The 15,371-nt window shown below is 70.4% G+C and carries 15 protein-coding genes; 5 read left to right on the forward strand and 10 right to left on the reverse strand.

All coding sequences use genetic code 11. The features are described from left to right. Window positions 1–5: 5 nt before the first annotated feature. Window positions 6–1,205, reverse strand: coding sequence for a cytochrome P450 (locus ACIBI9_RS03425; protein ID WP_397220305.1), 1,200 nt, complete (start codon window positions 1,203–1,205; stop codon window positions 6–8). A 145-nt stretch (window positions 1,206–1,350) separates the two neighbouring features. Here ACIBI9_RS03425 and ACIBI9_RS03430 point away from each other — a divergent pair, with 145 nt between their 5' ends. Both ACIBI9_RS03430 and ACIBI9_RS03435 read left to right on the forward strand, forming a co-directional pair. Continuing rightward, window positions 1,351–2,034: a helix-turn-helix domain-containing protein gene (locus ACIBI9_RS03430; RefSeq protein ID WP_397220306.1), complete on the forward strand. Its 684-nt coding sequence runs from the start codon at window positions 1,351–1,353 to the stop codon at window positions 2,032–2,034. Window positions 2,035–2,330: 296 nt separating this feature from the next. Then, window positions 2,331–2,891, forward strand: coding sequence for a hypothetical protein (locus ACIBI9_RS03435; RefSeq protein WP_397220307.1), 561 nt, complete (start codon window positions 2,331–2,333; stop codon window positions 2,889–2,891). A gap of 66 nt (window positions 2,892–2,957) precedes the next feature. Here the strand turns inward: ACIBI9_RS03435 and ACIBI9_RS03440 are convergent, their stop codons facing one another. Beyond that, window positions 2,958–3,527, reverse strand: coding sequence for a Uma2 family endonuclease (locus tag ACIBI9_RS03440; RefSeq protein WP_397220308.1), 570 nt, complete (start codon window positions 3,525–3,527; stop codon window positions 2,958–2,960). 62 nt (window positions 3,528–3,589) lie between these two features. Next, window positions 3,590–4,195 carry a hypothetical protein gene (locus ACIBI9_RS03445; RefSeq protein WP_397220309.1) on the reverse strand — a complete coding sequence of 202 codons (606 nt, stop codon included), beginning with the start codon at window positions 4,193–4,195 and terminating at the stop codon, window positions 3,590–3,592. 136 nt (window positions 4,196–4,331) lie between these two features. Here ACIBI9_RS03445 and ACIBI9_RS03450 point away from each other — a divergent pair, with 136 nt between their 5' ends. Beyond that, a complete protein-coding gene (locus tag ACIBI9_RS03450) occupies window positions 4,332–5,096 on the forward strand; it encodes a glucose 1-dehydrogenase (RefSeq protein WP_397220310.1) in 765 nt (254 codons plus the stop codon). Next, window positions 5,097–5,891: an alpha/beta fold hydrolase gene (locus ACIBI9_RS03455; RefSeq protein WP_397220311.1), complete on the forward strand. Its 795-nt coding sequence runs from the start codon at window positions 5,097–5,099 to the stop codon at window positions 5,889–5,891. 57 nt (window positions 5,892–5,948) lie between these two features. On the opposite strand, the gene ACIBI9_RS03460 is transcribed toward ACIBI9_RS03455, so the two are convergent. Both ACIBI9_RS03460 and ACIBI9_RS03465 read right to left on the reverse strand, forming a co-directional pair. Next, complete coding sequence (locus ACIBI9_RS03460; RefSeq protein WP_397220312.1) at window positions 5,949–6,548, reverse strand: DUF4126 domain-containing protein; 600 nt, start codon at window positions 6,546–6,548, stop codon at window positions 5,949–5,951. Between the two features lie 4 nt (window positions 6,549–6,552). Further along, window positions 6,553–7,458, reverse strand: a complete 906-nt coding sequence (locus tag ACIBI9_RS03465) for a phosphotransferase (RefSeq protein ID WP_397220313.1) — start codon at window positions 7,456–7,458, stop codon at window positions 6,553–6,555. Window positions 7,459–7,528: 70 nt separating this feature from the next. Between ACIBI9_RS03465 and ACIBI9_RS03470 the strand changes: the two genes are divergently transcribed. Further along, window positions 7,529–9,886 carry an FAD-dependent oxidoreductase gene (locus ACIBI9_RS03470; protein ID WP_397220314.1) on the forward strand — a complete coding sequence of 786 codons (2,358 nt, stop codon included), beginning with the start codon at window positions 7,529–7,531 and terminating at the stop codon, window positions 9,884–9,886. Here the strand turns inward: ACIBI9_RS03470 and ACIBI9_RS03475 are convergent. The 5 genes from ACIBI9_RS03475 to ACIBI9_RS03495 form a co-directional block, all read right to left on the reverse strand. After that, window positions 9,864–10,622: a GntR family transcriptional regulator gene (locus tag ACIBI9_RS03475; protein ID WP_397220315.1), complete on the reverse strand. Its 759-nt coding sequence runs from the start codon at window positions 10,620–10,622 to the stop codon at window positions 9,864–9,866. The two genes, ACIBI9_RS03470 and ACIBI9_RS03475, sit on opposite strands and share 23 nt — an antisense overlap. A 285-nt stretch (window positions 10,623–10,907) precedes the next feature. Beyond that, entirely contained in the window at window positions 10,908–11,672 is a 765-nt protein-coding gene (locus tag ACIBI9_RS03480) for a carbohydrate ABC transporter permease (RefSeq protein ID WP_397220830.1), read from the reverse strand. Window positions 11,673–11,725: 53 nt separating this feature from the next. Further along, window positions 11,726–12,688: a carbohydrate ABC transporter permease gene (locus ACIBI9_RS03485; RefSeq protein ID WP_397220316.1), complete on the reverse strand. Its 963-nt coding sequence runs from the start codon at window positions 12,686–12,688 to the stop codon at window positions 11,726–11,728. Then, window positions 12,678–13,988, reverse strand: a complete 1,311-nt coding sequence (locus tag ACIBI9_RS03490; RefSeq protein WP_397220317.1) for an ABC transporter substrate-binding protein — start codon at window positions 13,986–13,988, stop codon at window positions 12,678–12,680. Before ACIBI9_RS03490 ends, ACIBI9_RS03485 begins: the two co-directional genes overlap by 11 nt. Before the next feature lie 72 nt (window positions 13,989–14,060). After that, window positions 14,061–15,311: an ROK family protein gene (locus tag ACIBI9_RS03495; protein ID WP_397220318.1), complete on the reverse strand. Its 1,251-nt coding sequence runs from the start codon at window positions 15,309–15,311 to the stop codon at window positions 14,061–14,063. Window positions 15,312–15,371 lie beyond the last annotated feature (60 nt).

A 15,371-nucleotide genomic window follows, 5' to 3' on the forward strand; every position in this document is an offset into this window, starting at 1 on the left:
CGGGTTCACCACCGATCCCAGGTGACGGGCAGGCTGTGCACGCCGTACACCTGCGAGGGGTCGGTGCGCAGCGGCACCTCTTCTGCCGGTACGGCGAGCCGCAGCGTCGGGAAGCGGGCGAACAGCGCGGGGAAGGCGACGCGCATCTCGACGCGGGCGAGCTGCTGGCCGAGGCACTGGTGGATGCCGTGGCCGAAGGCCAGATGTCCGGTGGCCGAGCGGCGCAGGTCGAGCACGTCGGGGTCGGAGAACTTGGCGGGGTCCCTGTTGGCGGCGTTGATCGCGATGATGACCGTGTCGCCGGCCTTGAGCTGCCTGCCGCCGAGCTCGACGTCCTCCAGCACGCCGCGCAGGCCGGTGGCGGCGATGGACAGGTGGCGCAGCAGCTCCTCCACGGCACCGGCCGCAAGGCCGGGGTCGTCGCGCAGGGCGGCGAGCTGTGCCGGGTTGCGCAGCAGGGCGAAGGTGCCGAGCGCGAGCATGTTGGCGGTGGTGTCAAGCCCGGCGCCGAGCAGGAAGGCGGCCACGCCGCCGAGCTCCTCGTCGGTCAGGTCGCTGCCTGTGGCCAGGTCGCTGAGCAGGTCGTCGGTCGGGTTCGCGCGCTTGGCGAGCGCGAGGGTCCGCAGGTACTCGCCGAGCTCGATGAAGGCGGCGTACTGCGCCTCGGGCTCTGCGCCGTCCGAGATGGTCCGCGTGAAGGTCTGGAACTCATCGCGGTCCTCGTACGGCACGCCGAGCAGCTCGCAGATCATCAGCGCGGGGACCGGCCGGGCGAAGACCTCGACGAGGTCGGCGGGCGGCCCCTGCCGCTCCATCGCGTCGAGCCGCTCGCGGGTGATCTCGGTGACCCGCTCGGTGAGCAGGTTCATCCTGCGGACGGTGAACTTGCCCGCCAGCATCTTGCGGAAGCGGGTGTGCTGGGGCGCGTCCATGCCGGTCAGATCGCCGACGGGGGCGGGTGGCAGGTATCCCATCAGCGGGTAGTACTGGGTCTCGTAGCGGGAGCTGAAGCGCGGGTCGGCGAGGATCTGGCGGACCAGCCCGTAGCCGGTGACCAGCCAGACGCCGGGAGCGCCCTCGGGCGCGGCCAGCCGGGCGATCGGCTGCTCGTCGCGCAGCGCGGTGACCTCGGGGGCGGGATCGAAGGGGCAGGAGGGGGCGCGGTCGAAGGAAGGGGTCTCTTCGCGATAGTACGTGTTCGACATATTGTGAACGCTACGTTGCATTCAAAAGAGCTGCAATCGATGGAATGCGTTTCCGCAGGCCGCAGCGGGCAAATTGATGCAATGACAATGGAGGCGAACGCAATGCTTCGTTGCATTGAGTGGCGGCGAACGCAATAATGCCGTCATGTCACGAGGAAGGTTGACCCAGCGGGACCGCCAGCGCATCGCGGCCGGCCTCGCCGAAGGACGTTCCTATGCCGAGATCGCCAGGCGGCTGGACCGGCCGACCTCGACGATCAGCCGGGAGGTCGGTCGCAACGGCGGCCCCGGCGGTTACCGGCCCGAGCAGGCGCACCGGGCGACGGAGCGGCGGGCGCGGCGCGGCACGCCGGCTCTCCGGTTCGCGGCCGGACCGCCGGACGCCAAGGGGCGCGAGGTGGCGGACGAGGTCATCGAGATGGCGGTCGGAATGGGGCTGCCGAAGATGATGGCGCGCGTGCTTATCAGCCTGTGGCTGAACGAGGACGGCAGACTCACCGCGGCCGAGCTGACGCGCGGGCTGAAGGTGAGTCCGGCCTCGGTCTCCCTGGCCGTGACCTACCTGATCCAGCAGGGGCTGATCGGGCGCGAGCGCGATCCGCAGCGGCGTCGCGACATCTACGTGGTCGACGACAATGCCTGGTACCAGTCGGTCGTGATCAGCTCGCGGCAGTCGCTCGAGGCGGCGGAGCTCGCCAAGGCGGCGGGGGAGACGTTCGGCCTCGACACGCCCGTGGGGCGCCGGCTGGCCAAGGGCGGGGCCTTCCTGGAACGGATCAGCCTGGACTTGCTGGAGTCGACCGAGCGCTGGCGCCACCTCCTGTCATGATCCGCCCAGCGGCCGGACAGGCTTGATACGTCGTCACCAGGCAGGCTCGCGTCCCCGTCCGCTCCGGTGCAGCTGCTCTGTGCATGGTCGCCTTGGGGGAAGACCGCGCTGAATCCGGCGCGGCGGCATCGACGTGCTGCTCGGCTCGATGACGGCCAGGCCGGCGCCGACTCGGAGTCTCATCAATCTCGAACATCCCAGGAGGAAGCCGCAGCCCTGTGGCCATGGCGACGCCCAACCGCGCATCGAAAAGAAATGCGGTGCGGTGGATCCGGCCGGGCTTGTACGGTGCGGGCATGCGACGTTGCCCGGAATGCGACCACTGGGAGCCCGCCGGAGCCCCCGGCTGCGCCCGGTGCGCCGGACTGGTCGACGAGATCGTGGAGGAGGGCTGGCGCGCGTTCCTTGAACGGGAGTTCGGCACCGCCCGGCCGCCGGACGAGCGCCTCATCGCCGAGATGGTCACCGACGAGCCCGACAAGCACCCGTGGCGCGTGGTGGACGCCGCTTATGACCGCCTGACCTGCCCCGAGTGCGGCGATCGGCTCAGCAGGGGCCCGGCCGGGTGCGCCGCCTGCGACCTGGCCAACGGCTTCCGCTACTCCGCCATCGAGATCGACCGCCCCGCCGTCCCGCCCGGCAACGAGCACGCGCTGCGGGTGAACGTGGCCGTCACGCGCCGTCCGTCCGGGATCTCGGAGTCCGAGGTGCTGCTGCGGCGACTGTCGCTGCCCATCCTCATCGAGGGCCGGCTCCCCACCCGAGCCCAGGCCCAGGCAACCAAGGCCCTGGCCAACGGCGGCGCCACGGAGGCGGAGCTCGCGGCGCTCATGTACGGGGAGTGGGGCGACGCCTGAGTCGCCACCCCTTGGTCGGGCGGACGGGTTGTCCGCCGCCTTCAGTCGCCGTGGGCGGACTGACCCCTAAACGGGTGGCCATTTCAAGTCGAGATCGATGTCGACGTCGAATCCGATGTGGGTCTGCAGTCGCTTGCGGTGAATGCCGGTGGGGACGTAGGCCTTGACCGTGGGCTCGAGCTCGAAGGTGTAAACAACGGGCAACCCTTCTTCCTGCTCGACTCGCCAGAAGTACTTGATGCCCGCATTCGAATATTTGATCGGCTTGGTGGTCCGATCTCTTTCCATGGATTCGTCTGAGACCACCTCTGCCACGAGATGCACGTCCTCCGGCTTGAAGGTGGTGGTCTTCGCCGAGATCGCCGACTTCTTGACTACGAGGATGTCCGGCTCTGGCCGCTGGCGCAGTCCCAGGGTAACCGTCATCTCGCGAATCACTTCGAGATGCTCGGGGGGATTGAGGAAGTTCTCAAACAGCCGGATCGCATACAAGTGAAAAGCGGTCTGCGGCGACATCATGATGAGTGACCCATCGATCAGTTCGACGTGCCGAGGCGCGTCGGGGGGAAGATGATCGAGCATGTCGGCGGTCCAGCCGCCGGAAGGGCCGGGAAAGAACCACTCAGGAAGGGTCATAGTCATAGTCTGCCTCCTCAGCGTTTCACGCGGCGCACCCATCTTGCCACAGAGAGTAGTCGCTAAGGGAGGTCTTTGCGTTCCTCCATCGAGCGGCGGTAGAGCTCGTCGATCTGGTCCAGCGGGTCGGGGGCGTGGCGGCGGGCCTCGATCTCGAGGTCGGTGCGGGAGCCGAGGTCGGCGATGCCCGTGGCCGTGTGCTGCACCTGGTCGCCGAGGAGGTCGGCGCGGATGCGGGCGCACATCGCCGTCAGCTTGGCCTGGTGCTCCCTGAGCCGGTCGAGGGTGGCGTGGTCGACGTACGGGGACAGGCGGCGTTGCTGGGCGTACATGCCGAGCTGGCCGTCGTGGACGTCCGCCTGCGCGGAGAGGTCGGCCATGAGCCGGGGGAGGTCGCCGAGGCCCCAGCCCTGGCGCTGGGCGTGGTCGACGGCCTGGCGGGTGAGGGAGACCTCCCGGCGCAGGTCGAGGCGGAGGCGCTCGACCTCGGCGGCGTCGCCCGTGCCCATGGCGTTGACGTGGGTGGTGAGCCGGGTCGTGGCCTGCTTGGCCTTGACCGCCGCCTTCCTGCCCAGCTTGACCAGGAGGTAGACGCCCACACCGCCCAGCAGCAGGAAGAACGCCAGGATCACCAGTAGGACGACAAGCAGCTCGCTGATCTCCGCCACCTCCTGTGGGTCTCGATGAATTGAAGGATAGTCGGCCGGGGCGGCATCGGCGCGGACAAGAAACCAAGCAAGCACTTGATCGGAGTCGCGGGGCTGTGCTTCAGTTCTCGCAGAGCGGCGGGAAGGGCGGGGTGACGTGCTCGACGGCAAGGTTGTGATCATCACCGGTGGCGCCCGTGGGATGGGGGCGGCCACCGCGCGGCGCTGCGTCGCGGCCGGGGCCCAGGTCGTGATCACCGATGTGCTGGTGGAGGAGGGTACGGCCACCGCCAAGGAGCTGGGTGCCCGATTTTTACCCCACGATGTGACAAATCAGGACCAGTGGGCCGAAGTGGTCGCCGCCACCCTGGAGGCGTACGGCAGGCTCGACGGGCTGGTGAACAACGCGGGCATCGCCCTCGCGCAGCCGATCGAGCACCAGCCGCTGGAGGCCTTCGAACGCGTGCTCCAGGTGAACCTGGTCGGCGTCTTCCTGGGGCTCAAATCGGTGGTCAAGGCCATGCGCGAGTCAGGCGGCGGCGCCGTCGTGAACCTCTCGTCCGTCGCCGGCCTCACCGCTCTCCCGGGTACGGGCGGCTACGGCGCGTCCAAGTGGGGCGTGCGCGGGCTGACCAAGATCGCCGCCTTGGAGTTCGGCAAGGATCGCATCCGGGTCAACTCCGTACATCCCGGAATGATCGTCACCCCGATGACGCAGCCGCTCGGGGCCGTCTCGGGGGACGGGACCTTTCCGCTGGCGGCCGCCGGGCGCTGGGGTGAGCCGGAGGAGGTGGCGGAGGCCATCGCGTTCCTGCTGTCCGACGCGGCCTCGTACGTGACGGGCGCGGAGCTGGCCGTGGACGGCGGGTGGACGGCAGGAGAGGGCGCGCTGCTGTCCCGACTGGAGGGTGAGGGTCAATAGATGCCGTACGCGGATGTCGGCGGAAATATCAGGCTTTTCTACACGGAGGACGGTGACGGGCCGCCGCTGCTGCTCGTCCACGGGTGGGGCACCGACTCCCACCAGTGGTCCTGGCACATCGACGCGCTCGCGGCCGCCCACCGGGTGATCGCCGTGGACCTGCGCGGCCATGGCTACTCGTCCGTCCCCGAGAGCGGCAACACGCCGCGCGAGATGGCCGGCGACCTGCGCGTCCTCCTCGAAAGCCGGGGCATCCCGCAGGTGGTCGCCGTCGGGCACTCGATGGGCGGCCAGGTGGTCTCCATCCTCGCCGTCGAACATCCCGAGCTCGTACGCGGGCTCGTCGCCGTCGACCCCGGCTACGGCATGACCGACCCGGTCGCCCGGCGCTTCCCCAAGATGATCGCGGGCCTGCGCGGCGAGCACCCGCACGCCGCCGCCGAGAAGATCGACGAATGGTGCACGAACGCCGGCACGCCCGCCGTCATCAGGCGCTGGCACAAGCGCCGGCTGTACGGCATGCCGCCGCACGTGCTGGTCCAGGCGTTCGAGGCCATGTTCACGGCCCCGGACGCCATCGGGGTGCGCCCGGCCAGCGACGACTACCTTGCCCGCCGGCGCTGCCCGGTGCTGTCGATCTGGGCGGATCGGGAACGGGCGAGCTGGGAGTCCGGCCTGCTCAAGCACCCCGCGTCCAGGGTCGTGTGCTGGGAGGGTGCTGGCCACCGGCTGCACGAGGAGCGCCCCACCGAGTTCGTGGACCTCGTGGAGGAGTGGCTGCAGGCCCAGGAGTGACCGCGGGCCAGGAGTGACCGCGGGCCAGGAGTGATCGCAGGTCAGGGGCGCCCCGGGTCAGGGGAGGCCGCGGGCCGCTCTCCTGCGGGCGCGCATGCGCCGTACCTTCCTGATCAGCCACCAGGCCAGCACGGCCATCACCAGCAGCGCGACGATCACCAGCACGGGGGCGAAGACGGCGACCAGGCTCATGCCGAGCGATCCCGCGTCCTCCGCCGTGCTCACCACCGGGGCGCCCACGCCCGCGGTCCCGGCGTTGATCACCGGCCGGGCGGCGGCCTTGACCGCGTGCACGGCCAGCGCCATCACGATGCCGAGCAACCAGCCGGCCCAGGGGTGCTCGGCCATCCAGGTGGAGTGGTCCAGCTCGGCCGCCGCCTGCGTCGCCGAGAAGACCACGCCGCCCGACGCCGGGCGCACCACGGTCTGGATGGTGTCGTTGATGCTGTCCACGGCGGGCACCTTGTCCAGGACGAACTCGGCCGCCAGCAGGACGGCGATCACCGCGAGCACGCCCCAGTTGGACAGCCAGGAGTAGCCGTCGGGGAGTTTCACGGTGTCCGTGAAGTTGGCCAGGACACCCACGACCAGGAGCGGGATGTAGGCGTTCAGCCCGGCGGCCGTGGACAGGCCGAGGCCGGTCAGTGCGGCTAACATGCCCCTAGTCTGCCCGCGCCGCCTCGTCCATGAGGTACGCGAACCCGGATCCGGTGAATTCGGCCACCGCCCGCTCGTACTTCTCCATGCCCCAGGACCAGAAGTCGAAGTCGATGCTCTCGTTCGCGCCGTCCTGGATCGAGGCCCAGAGCGTCCAGCCGTACTTGGACATGAGGCCGAGCAGCCGCGCGCGGGCGATCTTGTGGCGCAGACGGCGGCCGTAGTAGGCGGTGACGAGCTCCTCCAGGTGGCCGAGCGGCAGGTCGGACTCGCTCCAGATGTTGCCGAGCTCGAAGCAGGGGTCGTTGTTGCCGGCGTACTCGTAGTCGATCAGCCAGAGGCGCTGCCCGTCGTCGAGGATGTTGCCGGGCAGGAGGTCGTTGTTGCAGGGTACGGTGCCTTCCGCCCTTATTTGCAGACATTTCCGGAGGTCGTCGACGGCGGGCATGAAGTCGAGGTAGCCCGCGGGAAGCCGGTAGCCCCGCTCCCGCACGATCCCCAGGTAGTGCCGCTGGACCTCGAACATGTCGAAGTCCCGTACGAACCGCGGCCCCGCGTGCAGGCGGCGGCACGCCCGCGCCACCCGGGGCAGGTTGGCCGGGTCGCGCAGGTCGGCCTCGGTGAACGTCCGCCCCGGCAGGAAGCCCACCACCAGCACCCCCAGCTCGGGCAGGTACGCGTGCACCGGCGCCCCCACCCCGGCCGCGGCGGCGGCCAGCGAGCACGCGTGCTCGGCGTCCCTGTCGATCCCCAGCAGCGAGCTGTCGCTGGCCCACACGCGCGCCACGTAAGTCCCGTCCGGGGTCGTGACCTTGTAGTTGTGGTTGGTCAGCCCTCCGGGCAACTCCTCGACGGAGCGCGGCACGCCGGACAGCAGAGGAATGCGATCGAGCACCTCGGGCACGGCCATGCTCGATGCTAGGACGGGCGGCGCTAAACGGTCTAGACCTTTTACCGGTCCGAAGGTTAGCCTCGCCACCATGAGCGACTCGGCCCGCATCGTGATCATCGGTGGCGGGGTGGGCGGCGCGTCCGTCGCCTACCACCTCACCCAACTCGGCGAACGCGACGTCGTCCTGCTGGAGCGGGACGAGCTCACCAGCGGCTCCACCTTCCACTCGGCGGGCCTGGTCGGCCAGCTGCGCGCCGATCCCACCCTGACCCGCATGAACCAGTACTCCGTCGAGCTCTACCGCACCCTCGACGCCGGATGGACGGAGTGCGGCGGCATCAAGCTGGCCTCCACGCCCGAGCGCATGGCGGAGATCCGCCGGCAGATCGGCTGGGCGCGGACGTTCGGGCTGCCGCTGGAGGAGATCTCGGTGGCCGAGGCCGTCGAGCTGTTCCCCCTCATGGACCCCGAGGGCGTCGTGGGCGCCGCGTACCTGCCCACGGACGGGCAGATCGACCCCTCGCAGCTCTGCTACGCCCTGGCCCAGCGGGCCCGCGAGGGCGGGGCGGTGATCCGTACCAAGACCAGGGTGCTCGGCATCACGACGGCGAACGGCCGCGTCACCGGCGTGCGCACCGACCAGGGGGACATCGACTGCGAGATCGTGGTCAACTGCGGCGGCATGTTCGCGGCCGAGGTCGGCCGCATGGCCGGGGTGCGGATCCCGATCGTGCCCATGTCGCACCAGTACGTGGTGACCGACGCCTGCCACGAGCACACGGGGCTGCCCACGCTGCGCGACCCCGACCTGCTCGTCTACTACCGGCAGGAGGTGCAGGGGCTGGTCATGGGCGGGTACGAGCGCACCTGCGCGCCCTGGACGGCCGGCCCGAACTCCTTCGACGCGGTCCCCGCGGACTTCAACGGCCGCCTCCTGTCCGAAGATTGGCCGAGATTTGAGGAAATTTCGGATAATTCCCGGATTCGTGTGCCTGCGATGGCCGACGTCGGCATCCGCAAGCTGATCAACGGCCCCGAGGCGTTCACCCCCGACAACGAGTTCTGCCTGGGGGAGACGGAGGTCGGCGGGTTCTTCGTGGCGGCCGGGTTCTGCGCGCACGGCATCGCGGGCGCGGGCGGCATCGGCAAGGTGATGGCCGAGTGGATCGTCGAGGGCGAGCCCAGCATGGACCTCTGGCACATGGACATCCGCCGCTTCGGCCGTCAGTACCGCTCGCCGTCGTACACGATCAAGCGGGCCGTCGAGAACTACGAGACGTACTACGACATCCGCTACCCGGGCCACGAGCGCTCGGCGGGACGGCCCCTGCGGCTCTCGCCCGCGTACGGCTGGCACGCCGCCCACGGCGCCGTCTTCGGCGAGAAGTCCGGCTGGGAGCGGGTCAACTACTACGACTCGAACTCGACAGGGGAGGGGGAACGCCCCGACGGTTGGGCGGGGCGGCTCTGGTCGCCCGCGATCGGCGTCGAGCACCGGGCCACGCGCACCACGGCGGGCCTGTTCGACGAGAGCTCGTTCGCGAAGATCGAGGTCTCCGGCCCGGACGCGGCGGACCTGCTGGAATGGGTGTGCGACAACCGGGTCGCCCGCGAGGTCGGCGCCGTCACCTACACCCAGGCGCTCAACCGGCGCGGCGGCATCGAGTGCGACTTCACCGTGACCAGGCGGGGCGAGCAGGAGTTCCTGATCGTCACCGGAACCGCGTTCGGCTCGCACGACCTGGGCTGGCTGCGCAAGCAGGCCGCGCGCACCGGCGCGACGGCCAGGATCGCCGACGTCACCGGCCAGTACGCGTGCTTCGCCCTGTGGGGCCCGCGCGCCCCCGAGATCATCGCCGGGCTCACGCCGGACCCGATGGACTTCCCGTTCATGTCGTCGCGGGAGATCACCGTGGGTGACGTGCCGGTGCTGGCGCTGCGGGTCACGTTCGTGGGGGAGACGGGCTGGGAGCTGTACTGCTCCACCGAGTACGGGCTGGGGCTGTGGCAGGAGCTGTGGCGGGCGGGGGAGCCGTACGGGCTGGTGGCCGGCGGCTACCGGGCCATCGACAGCCTGCGGCTGGAGAAGGGCTACCGGGTGTGGGGCGCGGACATCGGGCCCGAGACGACGCCGTACGAGGCGGGGCTGGGGTTCTGCGTCAAGACCGACAAGGACTTCCTCGGCAAGGACGCCCTGGACGCGGCGCCCGAGCGGCGGCTGCGGTGCGTGACGCTGCGCGACCCGCGGGCGGTCGCGCTCGGCAACGAGCCCGTACGGCTGGACGGGCAGGTCGTGGCCCGGGTCACCTCGGGCGGGTACGGCTACACGGCGAAGGAGTCGATCGCCTACGCCTACCTGCCGGTCGGTCCCGGGGCCCAGGTCGAGATCGAGGTCGAGGGCGCCTGGGTGCCGGGCGTCGTGGTCAGGACTCCCTTGGTTCCGTGACGCCGCTGCGTACCGAGATCCGGACCCGGTCGGGGCGGAACAGGTCCCGGGCGAACTCCACCGGCGTGCCGTCGCCCGCGTGGGCGGTGCGCTCGATGAGCATGAGCGGCGCGCCGGGGGCGATGCCCAGCTCGGCGGCCTCCGCCGGACGGGCGATCACCGGGGCCAGGTGCTCGACCGCCGTACGCGGCTCCAGGTCGTAGCGGGCGGCCAGCAGGGCGTAGAGGGAGCCGGTGAGGTCCTGGTCGAGGAAGCCGGGCAGGGGCGGGAACCAGGAGTGCTCCAGCGCCACCGGCGACAGCCCGGCCGAGCGCACCCTGGCCACCTCGTGCACCGGCGAGCCCTCCGCCACCTCCAGCCCCGCGGCCGCCGCCCGCGGGGCGGGCACGGTGGCCGCCGTCAGGACCCGCGCCTCGGCCCGCAGGTGGGCCCGCCGCATCTGCTCGGTGAACCCGGCCAGCCCGGTCAGGTCGCACTCGATGCGCGGCTCGGCCACGAACGCGCCGCCCGACCTGCCGGGCACCCTGATCAGCACGCCGTCGCGCTCCAGGGTGGCCAGGGCCTGCCTGAGCGTCATCCTGCTCACGCCCAGCCGCCCGGCCAGCTCCCGCTCGCCGGGCAGCCGGTCGCCCGGCTCCATCTCGCCGCTGGAGATCGACTCGAGCAGCCACCGCTCGATCTGCACGTGCGCGGGGACTCCCGTGCCACGCTCCAGCTCCGGTGGTGTCCCGACCACACGCGCATCTTGGCATGGGTTTCGGCGTGAATGCCAAATGTGAGCCACTTGCCCGCCGACCGCGGCCGGGGTCCTTTGAGGAGGGCAGGGCACGGCGCTCGCGCAGGTCGGGTGGCACCTCCGCCGCGTCTCCGAGGGACCTCAGCCGACGTCGGCGGCGCGGTCGGGGATGGCGGGACGCGCCCGCCGACCGTGGCTGGGGTCCTCTGGGGATGGAGGGCGGTGCGGGCCCGTTGGGCGGCGAGCGTCGGTCGAGGGCTGGGGTCCTTGAAAGGGTGGTGTGGGTCAGCCCTTGATGGCGCCCTGGGTGATGCCGTTGACGAAGCTGCGCTGGAAGACGAGGTACACGACGACGATCGGCGCGATGACGATCAGGCAGGCCGCCGCCAGCAACGGGATGTCCGTCGTGTACTGGCCGACGAAGAGCCCGAGCCCGCTCGGTGCGGTGCGCCGGTCCGGGTCCTGCATCATGACCAGCACCAGCATGAACTGGTTCCACGACCACATGAAGTAGAGGACGGACAGCGTGGTGACCGCGGGCCACGAGATGGGCAGCAGCACCCGCGCCAGCACCACGAGGTCCCGGGCGCCGTCGATGCGCGCCGCCTCGACGAGTTCCTCGGGCACGTTCGAGAAGTGCGTCTGCATCCAGTACACCCCGAACGGCATGAACAGCGCCGCCTCGGCCAGGATGACGCCGACGTAGGAGTTGGTGAGACCGACCTCGCGCAGGTTGAAGTAGAGCGCCACCACGATGACCTCGATCGGCAGCGTGAGCCCCATCACGAACCCGAACGACAACGTCCGGTGCCCCCACACCTTGAGGATCGCCAGCCCGTACCCCGCGAGCGTGGCCATCACCACCGCGAGCGGCACCACGAAGACCGCGATCAGCACGCTCGAACTCATGAGGTTGGTGAAGTTGCCCCGCTCCCAGGCGAGCGCGAAGGTCTCCCACGACCACCTGTCCGGGATGCTCAGCCCGTCGAGCTGCGCGCCCGAGGGGTGCAGGGCGGCCAGGACGATGCCGGCGAAGGGCACCAGCACCATCACCGCCAGCAGGACGAGCACTCCGTACCGGACACTGACACCGCCGAGCGTTCTCAACTCTGATCATCCCTGGTGAAGTATCGGACGGCGCTGACGACGGCGACCACGATCACGGTCAGCACGACCGCGAGCGCGCTGGCGCCGCCGATGTCGCCCTCGTTGAAGGCCAGCCGGTAGACCAGCAGGCCGGGCACGTTGGTCTGCCCCGCCGGGCCGCCGTTCGTGGTGACGAAGACGAGGTCGAAGCTGGCCAGCGCGGCGATCGTGGTGATGACGCCGGCGACCGTGATCTCCCTGCGCACCCCGGGCACGGTGACGTGCCGGAACTGCCGGAACGCCCCCGCGCCGTCGAGCCTGGCCGCCTCGTACAGGGACGGGTCGATCTTCTGCGCGCCGGCCAGGAAGAGCATCATGCACAGGCCGCTCATCACCCACGTCCCGATGAGGCCGAGCGCGATGAGAGCCAGGCCGTAGTCGCCCAGCCAGGCGCGGGTGATCGACCCCAGCCCCACCAGATCGAGGAACTGGTTGACCACGCCGGACTCGCTGTAGAGCCAGCGCCAGGTGATGCCGACGGCGACGAGCGGCAGCACCTGGGGGAGGAAGAAGACGATCCGGAAGAACGTCATGCCCCGGCGCACCTTGCCCATCAGGAGGGCCGTCATGAGCAGCCCGACGCAGATGGGGATGACCGAGAAGAAGACGATCAGCGCGAGGCTGTGCAGGATGGCCTCGTACAGCGCTGAATCACGAAAAATCTTGACGTAGTTGGAGAAACCAGCCCAGACCGGCGGCAGGATGCCGTCCCAGGTCAGGAGCGACAGGCGGAGGGTGTTCAGCGCCGGCCAGATTGCGAAGCCCAGGTACACCGCGAGCGCGGGGAGCACGTACAGCCAGCCGCGCACCCGCCGCCCCAGCCGGCGCGGTGGCGGGGCGTCCCCGGCGGTCGCCCGCCCCCCGCCGCGGGCCGGAGCGGCCCGCGGCGGGGAGACGGCCGGGCTCAGCTCACGAGCCATGATGGGCGTCCCACGACTCCTGCAGGGACTTCAGGAAGGCGTCGGGGGTCATCTTGTTGCTGATCAGCCCCTGGATGCCGGGAGTCAGCTTGTCGATCATGCCGGGGGAGGCGAAGTCGGGGAACGGGACGATCCCGTTGCCCTGCGCCACCGGCGCGAAGACGCCCGCGATGTCGCCGCGCAGCCCCGTGGCGCCCAGCTCGGCCTTGGTGTCGACCGGCATGAACCCGCCGTCGAACTCGACCTTCGCCGCCTCCGGCGAGCTGAGGTAGTCGAGGAACGCCGCGGCGACGTTCGGGTTCTTCGACTTCGACGAGATGGCGTACGCGACGCTGGCTCCCGAGGCCACCTTCGCGGGCTCGCCCGACGGCGTGGGCATGAGGAAGAAGCCCACGTCGTCCTTCATCTCGGTCTCCAGGGTGGAGGCCGCCCAGTTGCCGGTGATCAGGAACGCGCTGTCGCCCTTGGCGAAGCTCGCCAGCGCGTCGGCGTCGGCCGTGGCGCTCGCCCCGGCGGAGACGTATCCCTTCTTCGCCCAGTCGGCCAGCGTCTGGGTGGCCTTCAACGCGGCCGGGTTCTCGATCGTCGCGCCCGGCTTGCCGTACACCCACGACCGGTAGTCGTTGACGTCGCCGGTGACGTTGAGCAGCGCGTTCCACAGGTGGAACCCGCCGACCTGGAGCGCGCCGTTGCTCAGCGGGGTCTGGCCGGCGTCCTTGGCCTTCTGCATCGCGGCCTCGAAGTCGGCCAGCGTCTTCGGCACCTCTTTCACGATCTTCTTGTTGTAGAAGACGCCGAGCACCGAGAGCCCGCCGGGCACGGCGTACAGGCTGCCGGTCCCGAACTGCTTGGCCGACTTGTCGGAGCTGAGGACCTCGAGGCTGGCCGGCGGGAACTTGGTGGTCCAGCCGTACGCCTTGGACCACGGGCTCAGGTCGAGGATGAGACCGGCCGGGACCAGGGAGTTCATCGCGCCCGGGTTGTACTGGGCGATGTCCGGCGCCGAGTCGGACGACATCGCGAGCTTGATGGACTTGATGTAGTCGTTGAACGGCGTCATCTGGGGCTTGACGGTGACGTTGGGGTGCTTCTTGGTGAAGCCGTCGATGAGCGCCTTGGTGGGCGGGTCGTTGGTGTAGGCCAGGGTCAGCGTCACGGGGTCGTTCGCGATGGTGGTCGATACATTGACCTTGGTCGCCGTACTTCCCCCCGAACTGCTGGCGCCCGCGCAGGCCGTCAGCGCGAACGCCGTCGTGACGCTGAGCGCCGCGAGCGCTGCATGCCGGGCTGGTCTCGTCATGCGTGTGACCTTTCTCCTCAATCGGGTGGGTGGCGTCGTGTCGTCAACGGCTGTCAGGGCGACCGGTTCTCATCACGCGGAGGCTGGTCTCACCAGGCCGAATCTGGTCCGTTCGATCTCGTCCAGCGAGTGGAGCAGCGCCCCGTGGACGACGGCGTCCTCCTGGAGCGTCGAGACCTCCAGCGCCGGCTGGTCCAGCGGCTCGCAGGACAGATGCCGCCGGAGCGCCGCGAGCAGCGGCTCGCCGCATCTGGCCAGGGGCCCGCCGATGACGACGAGCCGCGGGTTGAGGATCGCCCGGATCACGGAGATCCCCTTGGCGAAGCGGCGGGCCACCACGTCGATCGCCTCCAGCGCCGCCGGCTCGCCGTCGGCGACGGCGTCCAGCACGGCCTCGAGCGCGTGCTCTCCCGCGGCGTCGATCCGGGCCAGGAGCGCGCCGTCGGCGGCGCGTCCGGCCGCCGCCGTGGCCTGGCGCACGATCTCCGCGCCGCCGACCCGATCCTCGAACGGGCCCAGGCCCTGCGGGTGGCGGGGGGTCGAGGGGCCGTCGGTGAACAGGTCGAGGAAGCCGACGTCGCCGGCGTCGTTCGAGGCGCCGCGGTAGAGCTCGCCGTTCAGCACGATGCCGGCGCCGACCCGCTCGCCCCAGTGGATCATCACCAGCGAGTCCTCGCGCCGCTCCGCGTCCCGCCAACGCTCGCCCTGTGTGGCCAGCTTGACGTCGTTGTCCAGGTAGACCGGGCAGCCGAGCGCCTCCGTCAGCCGGCGCGCGAGGAGGTCGCCAGTCAGGCCGGGCATGCTCGGGATGAGCTTGATGACCCCGGTCGCCGGGTCGACGATGCCGGGGGTGCCCACCGAGGCGAACCAGAGGTCGCCGGTCGTGACGCCCGTCGCGCGCAGCGTCCGCTCCACCGTGGACAGGAGCGTCTCCACCACCTGGTCACCGCCGGGACCGGCGGCGAGCTGCTCCGCGTCGGAGGCCGTGACCGTGCCGGCCAGGTCCGCCAGCGCCACGCGCACGTCCTGAGGGCTGATCGACAGGCCCAGCACGTGGCCGGCCTCCGCCCGGAACCGTACGAGCTGCGCCGGCCGTCCCGCCCGGGTGGAGTCGCGATCGAGGGGGCCGAACTCGACGAGCCCTTCGGCGACCAGCGCGTTGAGCGAGCGGGTGACCGCCTGGCGGGAGAGCCCCACCGCCTTGGCCAGCGCGGACACGCTCATGCTGGCCTCCTTCGGCGGCGCGGCCCGCAGCTTGCGCAGGACGGCGGCGGCGTTGACCTCGCGCATGAACTGCGTGCCGGCGGCGACGACCTGCTCCATGCTCTCTCCCTGCGATCGGTTGCCGGTACGCTAGCATATTAATTATGGACCGTACGGAAC

The sequence above is a fragment of the Nonomuraea sp. NPDC050451 genome (assembly GCF_044458585.1).

Excerpts from the sequence above, each read along its gene's own strand:
- ACIBI9_RS03425 (WP_397220305.1), bottom strand. The coding sequence starts at position 1,205 with ATGTCGAACACGTACTATCGCGAAGAGACCCCTTCCTTCGACCGCGCC.
- ACIBI9_RS03465 (WP_397220313.1), bottom strand. The coding sequence starts at position 7,458 with ATGGCCGTGCCCGAGGTGCTCGATCGCATTCCTCTGCTGTCCGGCGTG.
- ACIBI9_RS03470 (WP_397220314.1), top strand. The coding sequence starts at position 7,529 with ATGAGCGACTCGGCCCGCATCGTGATCATCGGTGGCGGGGTGGGCGGC.
- ACIBI9_RS03455 (WP_397220311.1), top strand. The coding sequence starts at position 5,097 with ATGCCGTACGCGGATGTCGGCGGAAATATCAGGCTTTTCTACACGGAG.
- ACIBI9_RS03430 (WP_397220306.1), top strand. The coding sequence starts at position 1,351 with ATGTCACGAGGAAGGTTGACCCAGCGGGACCGCCAGCGCATCGCGGCC.
- ACIBI9_RS03435 (WP_397220307.1), top strand. The coding sequence starts at position 2,331 with ATGCGACGTTGCCCGGAATGCGACCACTGGGAGCCCGCCGGAGCCCCC.
- ACIBI9_RS03440 (WP_397220308.1), bottom strand. The coding sequence starts at position 3,527 with ATGACCCTTCCTGAGTGGTTCTTTCCCGGCCCTTCCGGCGGCTGGACC.
- ACIBI9_RS03485 (WP_397220316.1), bottom strand. The coding sequence starts at position 12,688 with ATGGCTCGTGAGCTGAGCCCGGCCGTCTCCCCGCCGCGGGCCGCTCCG.
- ACIBI9_RS03490 (WP_397220317.1), bottom strand. The coding sequence starts at position 13,988 with ATGACGAGACCAGCCCGGCATGCAGCGCTCGCGGCGCTCAGCGTCACG.
- ACIBI9_RS03480 (WP_397220830.1), bottom strand. The coding sequence starts at position 11,672 with ATGGTGCTGGTGCCCTTCGCCGGCATCGTCCTGGCCGCCCTGCACCCC.
- ACIBI9_RS03495 (WP_397220318.1), bottom strand. The coding sequence starts at position 15,311 with ATGGAGCAGGTCGTCGCCGCCGGCACGCAGTTCATGCGCGAGGTCAAC.
- ACIBI9_RS03460 (WP_397220312.1), bottom strand. The coding sequence starts at position 6,548 with ATGTTAGCCGCACTGACCGGCCTCGGCCTGTCCACGGCCGCCGGGCTG.